This is a genomic window from Streptomyces sp. A18 (assembly GCF_059026065.1).
Window position 1 is genome coordinate 55,252 of the sequence record NZ_JBWLKL010000005.1, and the last position, 23,071, is coordinate 78,322.

3 protein-coding genes are annotated in these 23,071 nt (G+C 72.5%); all 3 read left to right on the forward strand.

Annotation, left to right across the window (positions count from 1 at the left end; all coding sequences use genetic code 11):
• Positions 1–22: 22 nt before the first annotated feature.
• The 3 genes from AC5P1C_RS10415 to AC5P1C_RS10425 are packed head-to-tail and all read left to right on the forward strand — an operon-like array spanning position 23 to position 23,049.
• Positions 23–14,989 carry a non-ribosomal peptide synthetase gene (locus tag AC5P1C_RS10415; RefSeq protein ID WP_493865436.1) on the forward strand — a complete coding sequence of 4,989 codons (14,967 nt, stop codon included), beginning with the start codon at positions 23–25 and terminating at the stop codon, positions 14,987–14,989.
• Positions 14,986–22,044, forward strand: a complete 7,059-nt coding sequence (locus AC5P1C_RS10420) for an amino acid adenylation domain-containing protein (protein ID WP_493865437.1) — start codon at positions 14,986–14,988, stop codon at positions 22,042–22,044. The genes AC5P1C_RS10415 and AC5P1C_RS10420 overlap by 4 nt, the downstream gene beginning before the upstream one ends.
• Positions 22,045–23,049 (forward strand): 3-oxoacyl-[acyl-carrier-protein] synthase III C-terminal domain-containing protein, encoded by a 1,005-nt coding sequence (locus AC5P1C_RS10425; RefSeq protein WP_493865438.1) that lies wholly within the window; start codon positions 22,045–22,047, stop codon positions 23,047–23,049. It abuts the gene before it with no gap.
• Positions 23,050–23,071 lie beyond the last annotated feature (22 nt).

Sequence of the window (23,071 nt, forward strand, 5' to 3'; positions counted from 1 at the left end):
CTAGATGGGAGTGCGGTTCTCCGTGGCTACCTCTCTGAACGAACTCGGCCGCTTCGCCTCGTCGCACTGGTCCGGCTCGGATGAGCCGGGAGACCCCCGGTCCGTTGGTGACTCGGTGGAGTTTCACCTCGACCGCGACCTCCTGCGCATGGTCGAGGAGTTGGCCGACGAGCGTGACACCACGGCGACTTTGGTGCTGCAGGCGGCGTTCACGGTCCTGCTGCACCGCCTCGGCGTGCCGTCAGTGATTCCGGCGGGCGACGAGTCGTCGTTCGCCGCGCTGGTGACGCGTATGCGGGATCGGGTCGCGAGCCCGATGCCCTCTGAGGACTCCCACTCCGGGCTCGGCCCTCTGTCTGTCGCCCCCGGAGAAGCCCTCGGAGAAGGGCTGGTCGGCACAATCCGGTACGACGGTGACATGTACGGCCGGGCGGCTGCTGAGTCGCTCGCGGAGCGGTTCGTGCAGATCATTCGCCAGGTGGTGGCGGATCCCGGCCTGCGGAGCGGAGCGGCCGGGGTGTCGCCGGCGCCAGTTGGTCGGCGCGAGATCGAGATGTGGGAGCGTCGGTACCCGGGTTTCGCTGAGGTGTGGCCACTGACGGCGCTGCAAGAGGGGCTGCTCTTCCACACGCTCCTCGACGACGCGTCGCAGGGGACCTACCAGATGCAGTTCGTCATCGCGCTGCGCGGACCGGTGGCGGCCAAGCGCATGCGGGCGGCAGGGCAGGCACTGCTCGACCGGTACGCGAATCTGCGGACGGCATTCGTGCCGGGATCCGGCGGGGAATCGGTGCAGGTGGTCGTCGACGGGGTGGAGCTGCCGTGGCGTGAGGTGGACCTGGCGGCCGTAGGGACGCAGACGGAGATCGCCGCGGGCGCGGCTGTGCCGGGTCCGGCGGTCGCCGCCTTCCTCGCACAGGACTTGCGCAGCCACTTCGATGTGACGGAGCCGCCGTTGCTGCGAATGGCGCTGGTGAAGGTGGGCGCCGAGCGCTTCGAGTTGGCACTGACGGCACATCATCTGCTGTTCGACGGTGGATCGCTGCCGCTCCTTGTGCAGGATCTTCTCCACCTCTACGCGGCTGCCGGGGACGCTTCCGCGCTGCCGCCCGTGGCCGAGTACCGGGACTTCCTGGTGTGGTCGTCAGGGCAGGACCGGGAAGCGGCGGCTCGTGTGTGGGCCGAGGAGCTTGCGGGGGTGGAAGACCCGACCCTGCTGGCTCCAGTGATCGAGGCCCGCTCCGGATCCGGATCCGAAGCGAGCGGGGACGCGTCCGCAGGGGTCAGTGAAGTCGAAGTCCCCCTGACCTCGGCCGAAGCGCGTCGACTTCACCTGCACGCCGCCGAGTTGCATGTGCCGTTGGACACCGTCGTACAGGGCGCCTGGGCGCTGCTCCTCGCCGGGCTCACCGGGCAGCGGGACGTGGTGTTCGGGACTACCGTGCCCGGACGTCCGCAAGCGGTGCCCGGCGTGGCCTCGATGGCCGGGTTGTTCGTCAACACGCTCCCGGTGCGGGTCCGGCTCACACCCGCAGACACCGTGGCCGATCTGCTGCGTGGCATGCGGCAGCGGCAGGAGGCGCTCTCCGGCCACTACTGCGGCCTCGCCGACATCCATCGGGCCACGGGCAAGAGCGTCCTGTTCGACACGCTGGTGACGTCCGAGTCGTACGCGGTGGGCATCCGCGGCGTGGACCTCCAGGGCGATGGCGACGAAGGCTTCGAGATCACCGGTGTTCGTTCGTCCGCCGGTACCCACTATCCGCTGACGGTCACCGTCGACACCGAGCCACACCTCCAGGTGGCCGTGCAGTACCAGCGCCACCTCTTCGACCACAGCGGCGTCGAGACCGTCGCCGAGCGGCTGGCCCGCCTCCTGCGGCAGATCGCCGCCGACCCCGAACTGCCCCTCGCCCACCTCGACCTGCTCGGCCCCGCCGAGCGGGATCTGCTGCTGCACGGGCACAACGCCACCGCCGTGCCCGTCGAGGCGGCCACCGTCCCCGGACTCTTCGAGCAGCATGCCGCCGCGACACCCGACGCGGTCACGGTCGAGTACGGCGACACGTCGCTGACGTACCGCGACCTGGACGCGCGCGCGAACCGGCTCGCACGCGAACTGATCCTGCACGGCGTGGCGGCGGAGACCGTGGTGGCGGTGTCGCTGCCGCGCTCCCCCGACCTGGTGGTGGCGTTCCTCGCCGTGATGAAGGCGGGCGGCACCTATCTGCCGGTGGACTCCGCGTACCCCGCGGACCGGATCGCCTACATGGTGGAGGACTCCCGCACCCTGCTGGTCCTGGCGGCAGGGGCCACGGTGGACGCGCTGCCCGAACTCGCCGTGCCCGTACTGCGGTTGGACGAGCCCGCCACCGCCGCGGCGATCGCGCGGCACGACGGCACTCCGGTCACCGATGAGGAGCGGCCGGGCGGACCGGTGTCCGTCGCGAACGCCGCGTACGTGATCTACACGTCGGGTTCGACCGGGCGGCCGAAGGGCGTGGCCGTCACTCACTCCGGGGTGGCCAGTCTGGTCGCGACGCAGCAGACGCGGCTCGGCCTGACGGCCGCGAGCCGCGTGCTGCAGTTCGCATCGCCGAGCTTCGACGTCTCGGTCTACGAGGTGTGCATGGCTCTCTTCACGGAGGCCACCCTCGTGCTCGCCCCGCAGGAGCAACTCGCCCCGGGCGGGCCGCTGATCGACACGATCGCCGGTCGGCACGTGACCCATGTGTTCCTGCCGCCCGCCGTTCTCGGGGCGCTGCCGTCCGGCTCTCTGCCCGGGGTGGTCTCCCTCGCCGTGGGTGGCGACGCGGCCACGCCGGAGCTGGCGACGGGCTGGTCGCAGGGCCGGGACCTGGTCAACGCCTATGGGCCGACCGAGACCACGGCGATCGTGACCTTCAGCGATCTCCTTACGGCCGACGGCCGCACTCCCCCCATCGGCCGACCGGTCGCCAACACCCAGGTGTACGTCCTTGATGACGCGCTGCGGCCAGTGCCACCCGGTGTGGCGGGCGAGATGTACGTGGCGGGCGAGGCGCTCGCGCGCGGCTACCTCGGCCGCCCGGGTCTGACCGCCGGACGCTTCGTGGCCTGTCCGTTCGGCGCGTCCGGCCGCCGGATGTACCGCACCGGCGACGTCGTCACTTGGGCCCCCGACGGCCAGCTCGTCTTCCACGGTCGCGCGGACGACCAGGTCAAGATCCGCGGATTCCGCATCGAACTCGGCGAGGTCCAGGCCGTGTTGGCCACGCACCCGGGCGTGGACCGGGCCGTCGTCGTCCGTCACGAGCGGGACGGCGACCGGCGCCTGGTGGGCTATGCGGTGCCCGCCGATGCCACCACCGTGCCGACCTCCGCCGAGCTGCGCGCCCATGTGGCGGCGCGGCTGCCCGAGTACATGGTGCCGTCGACCGTGCTGACCCTCGCCGAGGTGCCGCTGAATCCGAACGGAAAGCTGGACCGGCGCGCGCTGCCCGCGCCCGACTACATGGCGGGGGCGAGCACCGGGCGCGCGCCTCGCACGCCCCAGGAGGAGTCCCTGTGCGAGCTGTTCGGGGACATCCTGGGGGTCGAGCGGGTCGGGATCGACGACAGCTTCTTCGATCTGGGCGGACACTCGCTCCTCGCCACCCGGCTGGCGAACCGGATGCGCTCGGCCCTCGGGGTGGAGCTGCCGCTTCGGGTGGTGTTCGAGTCGCCGACCGTGGCGTTGCTCGCGGAGCACCTGGGTTCGGGGAAGCGGTCGTCGCGTCCGGCGCTGCGGCGGGCCCAGGTGACGCCGGAGCGGGTGCCCCTGTCGTACGCGCAGAGCCGGCTGTGGTTCCTGGACCGCTACGAGGGGCCTTCGGCCACGTACAACTTGTCCTACACGCTGCGGCTGAGCGGTGAACTCGACGCGGAAGCACTCGTGTCGGCGGTGCGGGACGTGGTGGTGCGGCACGAGAGCCTGCGGACCCTGTTCGTGGCGGATGGCCAGGGGGTCGCGTCGCAGGTGGTCGTGGAGGAGGGCGACCTCGTCCTCGATGTGCCGGTGCGCCATGTGGCGCCGGACGCCGTGACCGCCTCGGTGGCGGGAGAGGTCGCCCATCGGTTCGATCTGTCGGCGGAGATACCCGTGCGGGCGTGTGTGCTGCGGTCGGGTGCGGACGAGCACGTACTTGTCCTGGTGCTGCACCACATCGCCGCCGACGGCGCGTCGATGCGGCCGCTTGCCCGGGATCTGGCCACGGCGTACGACGCGCGTGAGCGCGGTGAGGCGCCCGCATGGGCCGACCTTCCGGTGCGGTACACGGACTACGCCTTGTGGCAGCGGGAGCTGCTGGGGCAGGAGACTGACCCCGAGAGCCTCGCGACCGCCCAGCTGGCGTACTGGCGCGCGGAACTCGCGGGAGTGCCGCAGCCGCTGCGGCTTCCGCTCGACCGGCCACGGCCGCCGGTGGCGAGCCACCGGGGTGACACGGTCGCCTTCGCCCTGGACCCCGACGTACTCGCACAGCTCCAGGAGTTGGCGCTCGCTCAGGGCGCCACCGTGCCGATGGTGCTGCAGTCCGCGCTCGCGGTGCTGCTGCACCTGATGGGCGGGGGTGACGACCTGACGATCGGCGCGCCGATCGCCGGGCGCACCGATGAGGGGCTCGCCGATCTGGTCGGGTTCTTCGTCAACACGTGGGTGCTGCGGGCCGACCTCTCGGACAACCCGCCGTTCGAGTCCCTGGTGCGGCAGGTGCGGGACAAGGCCGTCAGCGCCTACGACCACCAGGATGTGCCCTTCGAGCGGCTCGTCGAGGCCCTCAATCCCGAGCGCTCCACCGCCCACCACCCGCTGTTCCAGGTCATGTTCGCCTGGCAGGGCAATGGCCGCGAGAACGTCGAACTGGGCGGCCACCAGGCCCTGTTCGCGCCCGTCCCGACCGCGACCGCCAAGTTCGACCTCCTCTTCAGCATGTCCGAGGGGTCCGGGGGCGGGATCTCGGGCGAGGTCGAGTACGCCACCGACCTCTTCGACCGGAGCACGGCTGAGGCGCTGGCGGCGCGGTTCGTGCGGATGGCAGGGAAGTTGGCCGCCGAACCCGGGCTGCGGGTCGGGGCCGTGGACGCACTTGGGGTCGGTGAGCGGGAGCGGCTGCTGCACGCGTTCAACGACACGGCCGCTGTCACGCCGGACCTCACGGTGCCCGGCCTCTTCGAGCAGCACGTGATGGCCACGCCGGACGCTGTCGCGGTCGTGTGCGGCGACGTGACGTTGACGTACGGGGAGTTGAACTCCCGCGCGAACCGGCTCGCCCGGGAACTGGTCCGCCACGGTGCGGGTCCGGAGCAGCTGGTGGCGCTCGCCCTGCCCCGCTCGGCCGACCTGGTGGTGGGGCTGCTCGGCATCTGGAAGGCCGGCGCGGGGCACCTGCCCGTCGACCCCCGCTATCCGAGCCGTCGGCTCGGCCACGTCCTGGCCGACGCACGCCCCCGGTGCCTCCTGACCGACTCGGCGACGCAGGGCATCCTGCCCACGGACGCCTCGGACGCCACGGACGCCGACGGGCCCGTCCGGCTGCTCGTCGACGAGCTGGACCTCGACTCCGGTGACGGCGCGGACCTGCGGGACGACGAACGCGCGGGCCCGTTGTCGCCGCAGAACCTCGCCTACGTCATGTACACCTCCGGCTCCACCGGCGCCCCGAAGGGCGTCGCGATCACCCACCACGGCGTCGTGAACGGCGTACTGCGCCTCGCGGGGCCGGCCGGCGTCACGGCCGGGACGCGGGTCCTCGCCGGGACATCGGTCGCCTTCGACGTGTCGGTGTTCGAGATCGTGACGGCGCTGTCGACCGGCGGCTCGGTCGAGGTGGTCCGGGACGTCCTGGAGCTCGGCGAGCGTGCCGAGTGGACCGGCGCGGTGATCAGCACCGTGCCTTCGGTCTTCGCGGAGCTCCTCGACGACATCGCCGACCGTATCGACGTGGCCACCCTGGTCTTCGCGGGCGAGGCGCTGCCCACCGCGCTGGTGGCTCGGGTCCAGGCCGCCCTGCCGGGGGTGCGCGTGGTCAACTCCTATGGGCAGAGCGAGAGTTTCTACGCGACCGTGGCCGAGCTACCGGCCGGGCACGAGGGCGTGGACCCGGTCGCGGGCGGCGGCGCGCCGATCGGCCGCCCGTTGGGGAACATGCGCACCTACGTCCTCGGGCCCGGCCTGGAGCCGGTGCCGGTGGGCGTGGTCGGCGAGCTGTACGTCGCGGGCGCGGTGGGCCGCGGCTATCACGGGCGCCCCGCGCTCACCGCGGAACGGTTCCTGGCCGACCCGTACGCTCCCGAGCCGGGCGCGCGGATGTACCGCACCGGCGATCTGGCGAGCTGGGACGAGCAGGGTCAGCTGCACTACGCGGGTCGCGCCGACGCACAGCTGAAGATCCGCGGGCTGCGCATCGAGCCCGGCGAGGTCGAGGCCGCCCTGGCCGCCCACCCCGGTGTGGCGCAGGCCGCGGTGGCCGCGCGCGCGGGCCGTGGGACCGGCAAGCAGCTCGTCGCGTACCTGGTGCCCGCACTCGGCGCGGGCGCGGGCGGGGGCGACATCGCCCTCACCCCCGGGGTGTCTGCCGGCGAGGTGCGCAGGTTCGCGGCACAGCGGCTGCCGGAGTTCATGGTCCCGGCCGCGTTCGTCGTCCTGGACCGGCTGCCGCTGGCTCCCAACGGGAAGCTGGACCGGGCGGCTCTGCCCGACCCCGAGTTCGGCGGCGGCAGCTACCGTGCCCCGCAGTCGCCGGTGGAGGAGATCCTGGCATCGGTGTACGCCGAGGTGCTCGGCGTGGACCGGGTGGGCGCCGACGACGACTTCTTCACCGTGGGCGGGGACAGCATCCGCTCCATCCAGGTGGTGTCCCGGGCTCGGGCCCGCGGCGTCGAGGTCACACCGCGCCAGATCTTCGAGGCCCGCACGGTGGCCGGTCTCGCCCGACTCGCCTCGCAGCGACGATGGGGCGCGGCGGATACGGCGGGGACGGCGCTCGATGAGTTCGACGGCGGCGGTGTCGGCCCGATGCCGCTGCCGCCGATCGCCCATCACATCCGCGAACTCGGCGGCAGCTGGGACCGGTTCACCATGTCGGCGTTGGTCGAGCTGCCCGAGGGAATCGACCTGGCGGGCCTTGCGGCCACGCTGGGCGCGGTCCTCGACCACCACGACGTACTGCGATCACGCCTGGAGTCCGCCGGTGACGGGAGCCTGAGCGTCGCGCCACCCGGCTCGGTGGACCCCGCGGCGCTGATCCTCCGCGTCACGTGCGACGGCCGCTGGGGCGAGGAGTGGCAGCGGGACGCGCAGGCCGAACTCGACGCCGCCACCCGGCGGTTGAACGCCGCTGCAGGGATCATGATGCAGGCCCTGTGGTTCGACCCGGCGCCCGGCGGAGCGGGCCGGCTCGTCCTTGTCCTGCACCACCTGGTGGTGGACGGGGTGTCGTGGCGCATTCTGCTGCCGGACCTCGCCGCCGCGTGGTCCGGGGTCCGCGAAGGCCGGGCCCCGGTCCTGCCGCGGGTGGCGACCTCCGCGCGGCGCTGGAAGCACGCGCTCGCGGCGGAGGCGACCGACGAGGCCAGGGTCGCGGAGCTGGAGCTGTGGCGGTCCGTCCTGGACGCGCCGGACCCGGTCCTCGGCTCCAGGCCGCTCGACGCCGCCGTGGACCGCATGGACACCGTGGACACCGTGCGGGTGCGGCTCTCGGCCCCGGTCACCGAGGCGCTGCTCACCGCGCTGCCCGCCGCGTTCCGCTGCGGCGTCCAGGACGGACTGCTCGCGGCCCTTGCGGTGGCCGTCGCGCGCAGGGAGGCGGCACGCGGCGACGGCGTACCGGCCGATCCACCCGATCCGGCGCGACCAGCCCAGTCGGCAGAGTCGGCAGCACGACCCGTCCCGTCCGTGCTGATCGGTGTAGAAGGGCACGGCCGCGAGGAGGGCGCCGTACCCGGCGCGGACCTGTCCCGCACGGTCGGCTGGTTCACGAGTCTGTTCCCGGTCCGCGTGCACCTCGCCGGATGCGATCTCGACGAGGTGCTCGCGGGCGGACCGGCCGCCGGATCCCTCCTGAAGACCGTCAAGGAACACCTCCTGGCCATCCCCGACCACGGCCTCGGCTTCGGCTTGCTGCGTCACCTGAACCCGCGGACGGCCGCCGAACTACGGCAGTACCCCGCGCCGCAGATCGAGCTCAACTACCTGGGCCGCTTCTCCGCCGCCGACATGCCGGAGGGCCTGCGAGGCCTCGGCTTCCACCAGGTCTCCGGAGCCGTCGAGCCGGTCCCCGCGCCGGACAGCGGCATGCCCGCACTGGCCGCACTGCACATCGAGGCGCTCGCCACCGACACCGCTGAAGGACCGGTCCTGGAGGCCGAGTTCGCCTTCGCCTCCGGAGTGCTGGCGCGCGAAGAAGCCCAGGATCTCGCGGAACAGTGGCAGGCGGCTCTGGAAGGACTGGCCCGGCACGTCACCGCTGCGGGCACCGCTGGCGGGCTCACGCCCTCGGACCTGCCGTTGGTGGCGGTGGGGCAGCGCGAGATCGAGCAGTGGGAGGGCGCCTACCGGGGCCTTGCCGACGTCTGGCCGCTGACGCCGCTGCAGTCGGGCTTCGTGTTCCATTCTCTCCTGGCCGACGCGTCGTTCGACGCGTATCACATGCAGCTGGTGTTCCACCTGAGCGGGCACGTGGATCCGGAGCGGATGCGCACGGCCGGTCAGGCACTTCTCGACCGGTACGCCGCGCTGCGGGCGGCCTTCGTGCCCGGCGAGAGCGGCGATCCGGTGCAGCTGGTGGCCACCGGCGTGACGCTGCCGTGGCGGCACATCGACGCGAGCGGCCTGGACGAGACGGGGCGCGCCGCGGCCGTCGAACGGTTCCTTGCCGATGACCTGAGCAGCCCCTTCGATGTGACCGCGCCGCCGCTGCTGCGGATCGGTCTGGTGAGCCTGGGCGCGGACCGCTCCGAACTGATCCTCACTGCCCATCACCTGCTGTTCGACGGCTGGTCGTTCCCGCTCCTGATCGAGGACCTGCTGCGGTTGTACGCCTCCGAGGGCGACGTCTCGGTGCTGCCGCGGGCCCCCGAGTACCGGGACTTCCTGCGGTGGCTCTCCCAGCAGGACCAGGACGCGGCCGCGCGCGCCTGGGCCCGGGAACTCGATGGCGTGGACGGCCCGACCCTGCTGGTGTCACCGGGCGCTGCCGCACCCGAGAAGCCGGACGATTCCCCGGCGAGCGCGGTCCGCCACGGGCAGGTGGAGGTGGCGCTGCCCGCGGACACCGCCCGGGAGCTGTCCCGGCGGGCGGCCGGGCTCGGGATCACCCTCAACACCGTGGTGCAGGGGGCCTGGGCCATGCTGCTCGCCCGTCTCACCGGGCGCCAGGACGTGGTGTTCGGCGCTACGGTGTCCGGCCGTCCCGCCCAAGTGCCCGACGTGGACACGATGGTGGGCCTCTTCGCCAACACCCTTCCCGTACGCGTGCGGTGTGCCCCCGGCGCTCCCCTCGCCCAGCTCCTCACCGACCTGCAGCAGCGTCAGGCCGCGCTGCTCGACCATCACCACTACGGCCTGAGCGAGATCCACCGGGCGACCGGCACGAGCGAACTGTTCGACACGCTCGTGGTGTTCGACTCCTATCCCGTGGACAGCCTCGGCCTGAGCGAGGCCCACACCGCGTCGGGCATCGAGGTCACCGGCCTGCGCCCGCTGGCCGGCACGCACTACCCACTGACGGTGAACGCCGCCGTCGATCCCCACCTGCGGCTGACGCTACAGCACCAACCGGACGTCCTCGACCGGGACACCGTGCGACGGATCGCGGACCGATTCCAGCGGGTGCTCGCCCAACTGGCTACTGATCCAGGCCTGTTGGCCGGGCAACTGGACGTGCTCGACCGGGACGAGCGGGAGTGGGTACTGCACGGCTTCAACGACACCGAGGCACCCACCCCCGACGCGACGGTCCCCGACCTCATCGCGCGGCAGGCGGTGCGCACCCCGGACGCTCCGGCCATCGAGCACGGCGACCTCACGCTGTCCTACCGGGAGCTGGAGGCGCGCACCAACCGGCTGGCCCACGAACTGATCGCGCGCGGGGTAGGCCCGGAGACCGTCGTGGCCCTGTCCCTGCCCCGGTCCGCGGACCTGTGGGTCGCCCTGCTCGCGGTACTCAAGGCGGGCGGCGCCTACCTGCCGATCGACCCGCGCTACCCCAGCGCACGCCTGGCCCACATCCTGGCCGACGCGCGGCCGGTCCTGCTGCTCACCGACACCGGGACCCGCGACACCCTGCCCCAGAGCGACATCGACGTACCGCAACTTCTGCTCGACGAGCTGCCGTTGCCCACGGGGGGCGGCGCCTCACGGCCCGAGGTCGCGCTGCACGGCGACAACGCGGCGTACGTGATGTACACCTCCGGCTCGACCGGTACACCCAAGGGCGTCACGGTCACCCACACCAACATCGTCAACGGAGTGCTCCGGCTCGCCGAACGCACCGGCATCACGAAAGGCACCCGCACCCTGTCGGGCACGTCGGTCAACTTCGACGTCTCCGTGTACGAGACCGTGACCACCCTCGCCCACGGCGGCACCGTCGAGGTCGTCCGTGATGTGCTCGCCATCGGCGAGGGCGGCGGATGGAGCGGCGGCGTGCTCTCCACCGTGCCCTCGGTCTTCGCCGAGTTGCTCGACACGGCCGAGGGCAAGGTCACCGCAGACACGGTGGTGTTCGCCGGCGAGGCGCTGCCCGGGGCCCTGGTGCGCCGGGTACGTGAGGCCCTGCCCGGCACCCGCGTCGTCAACGCGTACGGCCAGACCGAGTCGTTCTACGCCACCACCCACTGCGTGGAACCCGGCGAGGAGCCCACGGTCGCCGCGCCGATCGGCTCCCCGCTCGGCAACATGCGCACCTACGTCCTGGGGCCGGGCCTGGAGCCGGTGCCGGTGGGCGTGGTCGGTGAGCTGTACGTCGGGGGCAGGGTCAGCCGCGGCTACCGCGGGCGTCCGGACCTGACGGCCGAGCGTTACGTGGCCGACCCCTACGCTCCCCGGCCGGGCGCACGGATGTACCGCACCGGCGATCTGGCTCGCTGGAACGACCAAGGCCTGTTGGAGTACGCGGGCCGCGGCGACTCCCAGGTGAAGATCCGCGGCTTCCGTGTCGAGCCCGGCGAGATCGAGGCCGTCCTGACCGCCCATGAGGGCGTCGACCAGGCCGCCGTACTGGTCCATGCCCCTCAAGTCCGTGCCCCTCAAGAGGCCGACGGCGCACACCTGTTGGTCGGCTACGTCGTGCCCTTCGAGGGGGTGCGGGAGCCGACCTCAGCGGAGCTGTGGGATTTCGTCGCCGAGCGGCTTCCCGCGTACATGGTCCCGGCCGCCTTCGTGGCACTCGACCGCCTGCCTCTGGCCCCCAACGGAAAACTCGACCGCCAGGCGCTCCCGGCCCCCGAGTTGACCGGCACGGCTCCCTACCGGGCGCCGCGCACCCCGCGGGAGGAGCTCCTGTGCGAGCTGTTCGCGCAGGTCCTCGGGGTCGAGAAGGCGGGGATGGACGACAACTTCTTCGCATTGGGCGGGCATTCGCTGCTGGTCACGCGGTTGGTCAACCGGATGCGTTCGGTCTTCGGCGCCGAGGTCTCCGTGCGGGCGGTGTTCGAGTCGGCGACAGTGGCGCAGCTGGCGCGGCACATGGACGCGGGAGTGCGGCCGTCCCGCCCGGTGCTGCGGCGGGCCACGGCGCGACCGGAGCGGGTCCCGCTGTCGTTCGCGCAGCGCCGCCTGCGGTTCCTGGACGAGCTGGAGCCCCTGTCGACGTACCACCTGCCGCTCGTGGTGCGCCTGAGCGGTCAACTGGACGTACACGCGCTGTCGTCGGCGGTCCGTGACGTGGTCGCGCGGCACGAGAGCCTGCGCACGCTCTTCGTGGCGGACGCCAGGGGTGTGGCGGCCCAGGTGGTGGTGCCCGCGGACGACTTCGTGCTCGACGTTCCGGTGCGCGACGTGCCGCCCGGTGCGATGACGGACGCGGTGTCCCAGGAGGTGGGCCGTCCCTTCGACTTGGCGGCGGAGATACCCGTGCGGGCAAGCGTGCTGCGGTGCGGCGCCCGAGAGCATGTGTTCGTCCTGTCGATGCACCACATCGCGGCCGACGGGGAGTCGATGGCCCCGCTGGCACGGGACTTCACGGCCGCGTACACCGCGCGCCTGCGCGGCCAGGTGCCGCGGTGGGCGGACCTGCCGGTGCAGTACGCGGACTACGCGCTGTGGCAGCGGGAGCTGCTGGGAGAGGCGGACGACCCCGACAGCCGCATCGCGGGTCAACTGGCGTACTGGCACAAGGAACTCGCCGGGGCTCCGCAACTGCTCCAGCTTCCCCTCGACCGGCCGCGGCCGCCGGTGGCGAGCCATCGGGGGGACACGGTCTCCTTCGCCATCGAGGCCGACGTACACGCCCGGATCGAGGAGCTGGCGCGGGCGCAGGGCGCCACGGTGCCGATGGTGCTGCAGTCCGCCCTGGCGGTGCTGCTGCATCTGATGGGCGGCGGCGATGACGTGACCCTCGGCGCGCCGATCGCCGGGCGCACCGACGAGGGGCTGGCCGATCTGGTGGGATTCTTCGTCAATACGTGGGTGCTGCGGGCCGCGCTCGCGGGCGACGCGTCGTTCGAGTCCGTGGTGCGGCAGGTGCGGGACAAGGCGGTGAGCGCCTTCGACCACCAGGACGTGCCGTTCGAGCGGCTCGTGGAGTCACTCAATCCCGAGCGGTCCACCGCCTACCACCCGCTGTTCCAGGTGGCGTTCTTCTGGCAGAACGAATGGGCCGGTCTGGAACTGCCCGGTCTGCGGGCCGTCCCCGAACCGGTCGTCACCGGCACCGCCAAGTTCGACCTGCTGTTCCAGGTCGAGGAGCCGGCCGCGCCGGACGGCTCCGCCGGACAGCCCGGACACGGGCTGCGCGGGCTCGTCGAGTACGCCACCGACCTGTTCGACCGCGGTACGGCGGACGCCTTGGCCGCACGGTTCGTGCGCCTGGTCCGGGAGTTGGCGGCCGACCCGCTGACGCGCCTCGACGCGCTGGACGCGCTGGTGCCCGCCGAGCGGGACCTGCTGCTGCGCGAGGTCAACGAGACGGCCGTGGACACGCCGCGGACGACGGTGTCCGCGCTGTTCGAGCAGCGGGCCGCGGAAGCACCGGACGAGCTCGCGGTCGTGAGCGGCGAGGAGTCACTGACCTACCGGGAGCTGAACGAGCGCGCCAACCGGCTCGCCCGGGAGCTGGTGCGGCGGGGCGTGGGACCCGAGTCGGCGGTGGCCGTGGCGGTGCCCCGGTCGGCCCCGTACGTGGTGGCGGTGCTTGCCACCCTGAAGGCGGGCGGTGCCTACGTCCCCTTGGCGCACGACCACCCCGCCCAGCGGCTGGAGTTCATGCTCCGCGACGCCTCCCCGGCACTGGTGCTCACCACCTCCGCCGCGGCGTCCGCGCTGCCGCAGGGTGCCTGCCCGCGGCTGGTCGTCGACGACCCGGACACCGCCGCTGCCGTTGCCGCCCACCCGTGCGGCGACCTCCCCGACGCGGGCGGCCCGGACCGGCTGGCGTACGTCATCTACACGTCGGGGTCGACCGGGGTGCCCAAGGGCACGGGGGTCAGCCATGGTGCCGCGGTGGACCTCGCCGTGGATCGGCGCTGGCGCGGCGGGGCCCAGGACCGGGTGCTGATGCACTCGGCGACGACGTTCGACATCTCCGGCTACGAGATATGGGTGCCGCTCCTGAACGGCGGCCGGATCGTGGTGGCCCCGCCCGGGAAGCTGGACGTCGACGCGCTCGCCACGGTCATCGCCGAGCAGCGGGTGACCGCACTGACCATGTCCGCCGGGCACTTCTCGGTCATCGCCCATGAACGCCCGGACAGCTTCGCCGGAGTGCGGGAGGTCCTGCCCTGTGGCGAGCCGGTGCCCCCACAAGCGGTGACACGGGTCCTTGCGGCCTGCCCTGGTGTCACGGTCACCAACGCCTACGGACCGACCGAGGCGACGATCTTCGCCACCACGCACAGCGTCACCGCCGCCGACCGGGTCGGTACGGCCTTTCCGGTGGGGCGACCCATGGACAACACGCGCGCCTACGTCCTGGACGAGCGTCTGCGGCCCGTCACACCGGGCGTCGAGGGCGAGTTGTACCTCGCGGGTTCGGGCCTTGCGCGGGGCTATGCGCACCGGCCGGGGCTCACGGCCGGGCGCTTCGTGGCCTGCCCGTACGGCGGCGCGGGTGAGCGCATGTACCGGACGGGGGACGTGGTGGTGTGGACGGCGGACGGCGAGCTGGTGTTCAAGGCCCGTGCGGACGACCAGGTGAAGATACGCGGCTTCCGGGTCGAGCCCGGCGAGGTGGAGTCCGCGCTGCTGGCTCATCCAGCCGTGGCCGGGGCGGCCGTGATCGCACGGCCTGCCCCGGGCGGCACCGGGGGCCTGCAACTGATCGCCTACGTCGTGGCGGCCGACGCTCCGGACTCGCCCGTCGGTCCCGAGGAACTGCGCGGGCACCTGGCACGCGGCCTGCCGGATTACATGGTGCCGTCCGCCTTCGTCCAGCTCGACGACCTGCCGCTCACCCGGCACGGCAAGGTGGACCGTCACGCCCTGCCGAGTCCCCCGAGTCCCGGGGCCCGGCCCCGGGCCGCCGTGGTCCTGCCCCGTACGGCGACCGAGCAAGCTGTCGCAGCGATCTGGGCCGACCTGCTCGACAGGGACGAGATCGGCGTACACGAGAAGTTCTTCGAGGCCGGCGGATCCTCCCTCTCCCTCCTCGCGCTGAGCAGCCGCCTGGCCGAACTGAACCTGAACACGGTGCCGTTGAGCGCCTACTTCGAGCACACCACGGTCGAGGCGATGGCCCGCCTGCTCGACGCGGCCGACGAGCCCGACGGCACGACCGCCCGCGAAACCACTGACGAATTGGGGTATGAACTATGACGCACCCGAGCCCGACCCCGACTCCGTCCGGGGGCGCGCCCCTCGGCCAGGAGGCCGTGGCGATCATCGGTGTCGCCATGACCCTGCCCGAGGCCGACGACCTGGACACCCTGCACCAGAACCTGCTCGGCGGGCGGATCAGCGTGCGGGCACCGGGCAAGGACCGGATCCACTACGCCGCGGGGCGCACCGACGTCGACTACGTGAAGATGGGCTACCTGAACCGGATCGACCTCTTCGACCACCGGTTCTTCGGCCTCTCGCGGCGCGAAGCGGAGTTGATGGACCCGCATCAGCGCCTGACCGCCCAGCTCGCCCACCGGGCGATCGAGAACGCCTGTTACGCGCCCGGCGACCTGAAGGGCTCCAACACCGCGGTCGTCCTCAGCGCACCCGAACCCCACTACGCGAGCCTCTACACCGATGAGGACCCGCAGCAGATCCTCGGCTCGCACCCGTCGGCGGCGGCCGGGCGCATCGCCTACCTCCTCGACCTGGCCGGGCCCACGCTGGTCCTGGACACCGCGTGCAGCGGCAGCCTCACCGCGATCGCGGTCGCCGTGGACCAGCTGCGCAACGGACAGGCGGACCTGGCGCTCGCGGGCGGGGTCAGCGTCTTCCCGGTCATCGCGCCCGAGCACGAGCGCGTGCCCACGCCCGGCCTGGAGTCTCTTGAGGGCGTGTGCCGCCCCTTCGACGCACGGGCGGACGGCGCCACCGGGGGTGAGGGCGGCGGGCTCGTCCTCCTCAAGCGGCTGAGCGACGCGATCACCGACGAGGACCACATTCACGGCGTGCTGCGCGGCATCGCCGTCAACCACAACGGCTTCCGCGCCACCAGCATGAGCGCGCCGAGCGCCCGCGGTCAGGCCCAGGTACTCGTCGAGGCGTGGCGGCAGGCCGGACCCGGCGCGCTGGACTACATCGAGTGCCACGGATCGGGCACCCGGCTGGGCGACGTGATCGAGGCCGAAGGGCTGCGGCAGGCCTTCGGCGAGGTGGACACGGACGGCCCGTGCGGGATCAGCGGGGTCAAGGGCAACATCGGCCATCTCAACCACGCGGCCGGCATCGCCGGGCTCTTCAAGGTCCTGGCCGGGCTGCGGTACGAGACCCGATATCAGAACCCCAACTTCGAGACGCCCAACCCGCTGATCGACTTCACGGGCCCGGTCCAGGTCGACACGCAGGCCACCGCCTGGGAGCGCACGACGGACAGCGCCCGCCGGGCCGGTCTGAGCTCCTTCGGCCTCACCGGCACGAACGTGCACGCCGTCGTCGAGGAGCCGCCCGCCGTGGCCCAGGCCTCGGCACGGCGCGACGGCGTCGCCGAACTGGTCACCCTCTCCGCCAAGTCGCCCCACGCCCTGCAGGCCTACGCCCAGCGCGTCGCCGACTTCCTCGACCGGTCCGGGCAGCACCTGCCCGATGTGGCACACGCGTTGAACCGTGGCCGCGACGACCACCCCTACCGCTGGGCCGCCACCGCCCACGACACCGAGGAGCTGGCCGCCCGACTGCGCACGCCGCACCCCGGCGATCGCGAGCAGACCACCCAGGCGCCCGTGGTGCTGCTCTTCTCCGGTGACGCCGAGCTCGGCGAGGAGACCTGGACGGGCCTGCGCGCGGCCTTCCCCGAGCGGGCCGACGAGGTGGACACCGCCGGGGACACCGACGACGCCTCACCCGGCGCCCGGCTGCTCGCCCGCCAGCACGCGGCGTACCGCCTGGCGCGCTCCCTCGGGCTGACCGAGGCACGCCTGGTCGGCAACGGCATCGGCAATCTCGTGGTGCGGTCCGTCCAGGACCCGGCGACGGCGGCCGAGGCACGGAGCAAGGCGCTGGACGCACCGCTCACCAGTCAGGTCAACAAGGAGGGGCTGAGCCGTGCGGTGCGCAGCCTCGCCGACGAGGGCGCCGTCCTGGTCGAACTGGCCGCGGACGGCACGCTGTCGCGCGAGATCGCACGGATCGCGCCGGAGCTGCCGGTCGTCCGTCTCTTCGCGGACCCCACGCGGGAGGGCGTGCTCTCCGCGCTCGGCCGGCTGTACTCGCTCGGCGCGGACCTCGACTGGAACCGCTACTACGAGGACACCGACGCACACCGCATCGAGGTGCCGACCTACCCCTTCGACGTCGACGAGGTGTCCTGCTGGTGCCGTCCGCCCGGTGCCCCGGCGCTGCCCGCACGCACGAGTGCGACGGCTACCTCCGAGCAGCCCACGCCCCAGCAGGGTGGTGCCGAACCAGCGGAAACCGAACGGGAGTTGGCGGAGATCTGGGGTGGCGTCCTCAAGGCCGGCGAGGTGACGGCGGACTCCAACTACTTCGAGCTCGGGGGCACGTCGATCGCGGGCATCATGGTGCTGCGCAAGGCGCAGGACCTGTTCGGCGTGCGCCTTTCCTTCGCCGACCTGCACGAGTACCCCACGCTGCGCGAACTGGCCACGCGGATCGACGTGCTGCGCGCTGCGGGCCCGGAGCGCGACGACTGGACGATCACGCCGATAGCGCGCCCCGGCCGGCTGCCGCTCTCGTTCAACCAGGAGCAGCTGTGGTACCTCGACCAGCTGAAGCCGGGCACCGCGCTCTACAACATCCCCGTCAACCTCCGCTACATCGGCCCCTTCGACCTCGACGCGTTCCGGGGCGCGCTGTGTGACGTGGTGACCCGGCAGGAGGTCCTGCGCACACGCATCCTGGACGAGGACGGCAGGCCGTACGCGCTCGCCGACCTGCCCGAGCCGCAACTGACCTTCCGCGATCTGACGGCGCTGCCGGACGCGGAGCGCCGCGCCGAGGTGACACGGGCGATGACGGCGGAGGCGACGGAGCCGTTCGACATGGCGCGTGGACCGCTCTTCCGCACCGTGGTGATCAAGTTCGACGAGCAGGACCACGTGGTGGCGCACACGTGGCACCACATCGCCTTCGACGGCTGGACCCCGGCCGTCTTCTACCGCGAGCTCGCGGCCTGCTACGCGGCCCGCCGCGGCCTCCCGGGGCCCGAGCTGCCCGAACTACCCGTCCAGTACGCGGACTTCGCGGCCTGGCAGCGGAGGTGGCTGGACGCGGAGCGCATGGAGCGCGGCCTCGACTACTGGCGTACGCAGCTGCGCGGCCTGGACGCCCCCGAGCTGCCGCTCGACCGTCCGCGCCCCGCGGTGCAGTCCTTCGCGGGCGACAGCGTGCGCTTCTGCCTCGACGACGAACTCGCCCGGCAGCTGCGCGCCTTCAGCGTCCGCGAGAGCACCACGAGCTTCGTCACCATGCTCGCCGTGATCGACGCGGTCCTGCACCTGTGGGCGGGCCACCGGGACGTGGTGGTGGGGGCGGCGACCACGGGCCGGTTCAACGCCGCCACGCACGACCTGATCGGCTACTTCAACAACCTCCTGCCGTTCCGTACGCGGGTGGACGAGGGCCTGAGCTTCCGCGAGCTGGTGGCGCGCTGCGCGACCACGGCGACCGGCGTCCTTGACCACGAGGAGATCCCCTTCGCGAAGATCGTCGCCGACACGGACCATCGCGATCCCTCGCGCCACCCGGTCTTCACCGTCTGCTACACCCACCAGAACACCGCCACGGCCCCCTTCGACCTGGCGGATCTCACCGCAGAGCGCGTCGGGGAAGAGCTCTCCACGGTCTCCGGGATCGCCCCCGGGACGTCCAAGTTCGACCTCACGTTTGGCCTGTACGACCAGGACGGCGGTCCGATGGACGGCTACCTGGAGTACGCGGTCGACCTGTTCGACCCCGCCACCGCGCGCCGCCTGGTCGACCTCTTCCAGGAGATCGCCGCGGCGGCGATGCGCGAGCCCGACCGGCCCCTGGCCGAACTCCTGGAGGACCGCGGGCCCTCGCTCCTGGCCGGGCAGCCGTTCGCGTCGCCCGACGAGCGGCTGATCAGCGACGTCTTCGCGGAGCACGCCGCGCGGCGCCCGGACGAGACCGCCGTCGTCGACGCGGTGGGCGAGCACACCTTCGCGGAGATCGACCGGCGGGCGAACCGGGTGGCGCGACGCCTCGTCGAGCGCGGCGTCGGCCCGGACGTCGCCGTCCCCGTGATCGCCGAACGTGGCGCGGACCTGGTCGTCGGCTGGCTCGCCGCCCTCAAGGCGGGCGGCGCGTTCGCGTCGGTGGACCCGAGCGTGCCGGAGCGCCGGGTGCGCTCCGTCCTCGCCGGGATCACCGCGCCCGTCCTGCTCATGGGCACGGGCATGGAGGGCTACGAGGACGCCGGCTTCCCGGCGCTGCGGATCGCCGACGTGGACGCCGAGGACGCGGGCGCGGACAACGACGCCGCGCCGCCGCAGCGGGCGGGGACCGCCAACCTGGCCTACGTCGTGCACACTTCGGGCTCCACCGGCCACCCGCAGGGCTGCGAGGTCGAGCACCGCGTCCTGATCAACCTGCTGCGCTGGTTCGGCGAGGAGGCGGAGCTCACCACCGACGACCGGATGGTGCAGCTGGCCGCCGCCGGGTTCGACCTGGCCGCGTTCGAAGTCCTGTGCGCCCTCTACCACGGGGTGACCCTGTGCTTCGTACAGGACCGGTTGCAGACCCCGGAGAACCTCCTCGCCGACTTCGCCCGGCTCGGCGTCACCGTGGCCGGAGTGCCGACCCCGCTCGCCGAGCTGATCCTGACCGAACTCCCCGATGTGCCGGGCCTCAAGCTGCGCTTCATGCTCACCGGCGGCGACGCGCTGCGGCTGCGTCCGCCCCGCCGGACGCCGTTCACCCTGCTCAACGTCTACGGGCCCACCGAGTGCGGGCTCTGCGCGACCGCGGGCCGGGTGGCCGTCGCCGAGTCCGGAGCCGAAGGGCTGCCGGACATCGGGCGGACGCTGCCGGGCGCCCACGTGTACCTCTTGGACTCCCGGGGGCGGCCGGTGAAGCGGGGCGAGCGGGGCGAGGTCTACCTCGGCGGCGTCAACGTCGGCCGCGGTTACCACGGCAAGCCCGGCGTGACCGCGGTCCGGTTCGTGGCCAACCCCTTCACTGACGAGCCCGGCGCCCGGATGTACCGCACCGGCGATCTGGCCCTGATCCGCGACGACGGGACCCTCGAGTTCCAGGGGCGCCAGGACCACCAGCTCGAACTGCGCGGCCAGCGCGTGGAGCCCGCCGAGATCGAGCGGACCCTGATGGACCATCCGCGGGTCCGCGACGCGGTGGTCGTCGCCGAGCGACAGCCCTCCGGCGCCCTGCTCCTGGTGGCCCATGTCGCGGGTGAGGACGCCCCTGAAGAGGCCGAGTTGACGCAGTGGGTGGCCCGCGCGCTGCCGGAGTACATGGTGCCCGGCCGGGTCGAGCGCCATGCCGACCTGCCCAAGACAAGCAACGGAAAGCTCGACCGCACATCGATGAAGGAGACCAACGTGCCCGACCACGACACGATCGACGAGCTGACCTCGGTGACCACGGCGGCGACCCCAGGGGCGTTCATCGGCGCGGCCGGGCGTGAGGCCGAGCGGATCCTCGGTGACATCTGGACCGATCTCCTGGGCATCGACCGGGTGGCACCGGGCGACAACTTCTTCAAGATCGGCGGCGACTCGCTGCTCAGCGTGGCCATCGCATCGCGCGCCACGCGAGCCGGACTGCGCCTCACCCCGCACGACGTGCTCGAACACCCGACCCTGCGCGAACTCGCCGCGTACGCCGGGCAGGTCTCCCCGCCCAGCACCGCACCCGCGACGGCCGCGACGGCCGCCGCACCCGCGTCATCGGTGACCGAGCCGGTGCCGCCGAGCCCGCTGGTGCAGGCCATGCTCGCCACGTCGGGCTACGCGGCACAGGACTTCATCAGGCCCGTGATCCTGGAGACCGCCCCGGGCATCCGCGGTGACGCGGTGCGCGCCGCCTTCGAGCGCCTCGTCGAGGTCCAGGAGCCGCTGCGCTACCGGTTCCGCCACAACAGCCTCGGCTGGCGCATCGAATGCGCCGAGCGCGAGACCGCCCCGGTCGTCGACGTCAGGGTGCTCCCGCCGCTGGACGAGGAGCAGCTCGACGCCTATCTGCGGGCCGACCTGGACGAGCTCCTCGCGGGCGTCGACCTCGGCCGGGGTCCGCTGCTGCGGGCCAGGTTCTACGACCGCGGCGCCGACCTGCCGGGGGTGATCCTGTTCGTCATCCACCACTTCGTCTACGACGCCCTGTCGTTCGTGCCGCTGATCGACGACCTGAACGCGGCGTTCGACGGCCAGGCCCCGGCCATCGCCCGCCCGGCCGCCTGGCGGCAGTGGACGCGCCAGCTGCGGTCGATGTCCGCGTCCGACGAGGTGGCCGGTGAACTTCCGTACTGGGAGGGCATCCTGAGCGCCGGGGCCGGGACGGAACCGGTGGCCGAGAACGGCACGGCGGGCCAGCCGCCGAGCCTGGTCAGCCGCACGGTCGAGGGCCGGGTCGCGTCGCAGCTGTCCGACAGCGGGCCCGCCGGCCAGCAGGCCGCGCTCGCCGCGGTCGCCGTGGCCTGGTCCCGGTGGCGCGGCAGGCCCGACGCCTTCCTGAGCGCGCTGGGCATGGGCGCCGCGCCCAACGCGCTGTGGCACGGCGACCGGAGCGTGTCCTTCGGCTGGTTCACCCATCTCTTCCCGGCCTTCCTGCGGGTCGGGCCCGATGCCGGGCCAGCCGATCTCCTGCCCGCGGCCGGCACCGCTCTGGCCGTTCCCAACGACGGCATCGGGTATGGCGTCCTGCGCCACCTCAGCCCGCACACCTCCCAGGTCGCGCGGCTGCGCGACCTGGCCGAGCCGCAGCTCCTCGTCGAGCACCTGGCCAACGCCAACAACGGGCTCGCCAAGCTGGCCGGGGCCTCGATCCGGATGCGGTCGATGGCCCTGTCCACCCTGCCGGAGTCGCTGCTCGCGCAGGTGCCGATCGTGGTCGAGAGCCATGTGATCGACGGGACACTCGAGATCGGTGTGGTGTCGCGGGGGTCGGTGGCCGACGCCGACATGGAGAAGTTCGCCGACCACTTGGTCGAGGCATTCACCGAGCTCGCCGCCGCGGAAGGCACCGAAGGCGCGGGCGACACGGGCAGGAGCCGCTGAATGGCCCCGGCAACGGCACTCAACGCGGTGGCCCTGCACCAGCCGGACGGTGTGCTGCCCGTCGCGGAGCTGCCCGGCCTCGACCAGCTCGGCGAGGCCGAGCGGGTGACCTGCGCACAGCTCGGCATCGACGAGGTCCGCGCGGACGACTCACTGTCCGCGTTCGACCTCGCCGCCCACGCCGCCCAGCGGGCCCTGGCGGATGCCGGGCTCGCGGCGGACGACCTGGGCGCCCTGATCCTGATCGACGCGCGTGCCCCCGAGAGGCTGATGAGCTCATCGGCCACCCGGTTGCAGGCTCTGCTCGGCGCCCGGCGGGCGGTGACGTTCTCCGTCGGCGGCCTGGGCTGCGTCTCGCTCACTCCGGCGCTGCTCGCGGCCCGCGGACTGCTCGCCGCGGACCCGGACCTGGAGCACGTCCTGGTGGCACACGGCAGCAAGCCGCCCACCCCGCAGCGCTACCGGCATCCGGTGACCGTGAGCGGCGACGGCGGCGCGGCCGTGGTGATCTCCCGCAGCGGACGGGTCCGCGTCCTCGACATCGTCCAGGAGACCAACGGCGATTACTGGGACCTCTTCCACGTCGACTACCGGGACCGGCCCACCGGCCAATGGCGCGAGAAGTGCGGCGACCTTCCCACGTACTCCTTCAAGCTCGCGGTGGAGACCCGCAACCGTCTGCGCGCCCTGCACCAGCGCCTCCTGGAACGCAACGGGCTCACGACGGCGGACATCGACTGCTATCTCAGCCACAACCTCTCCACGGGCGGCTTCCGGTTCACCGAGGAGGCACTCGACATCAAGATCAGCACGACGTGCTCCGACAACCTCCGGCGGTACGGGCATCTCGGCCCGAACGACGTCCTGTTGAACCTCCACACGGAGCTCGAACGCGGCGGACTCCAGGACGGACAGCGCGCCGTCCTGCTCAGCGCGAGCCCGGCCGCCGCGTGGAGCCTGCTGCTCGTGGAGATCGGCGACGCCGCGGCAACCCACTACTTGTGAGACCAGAGGAGAGAGATCACCC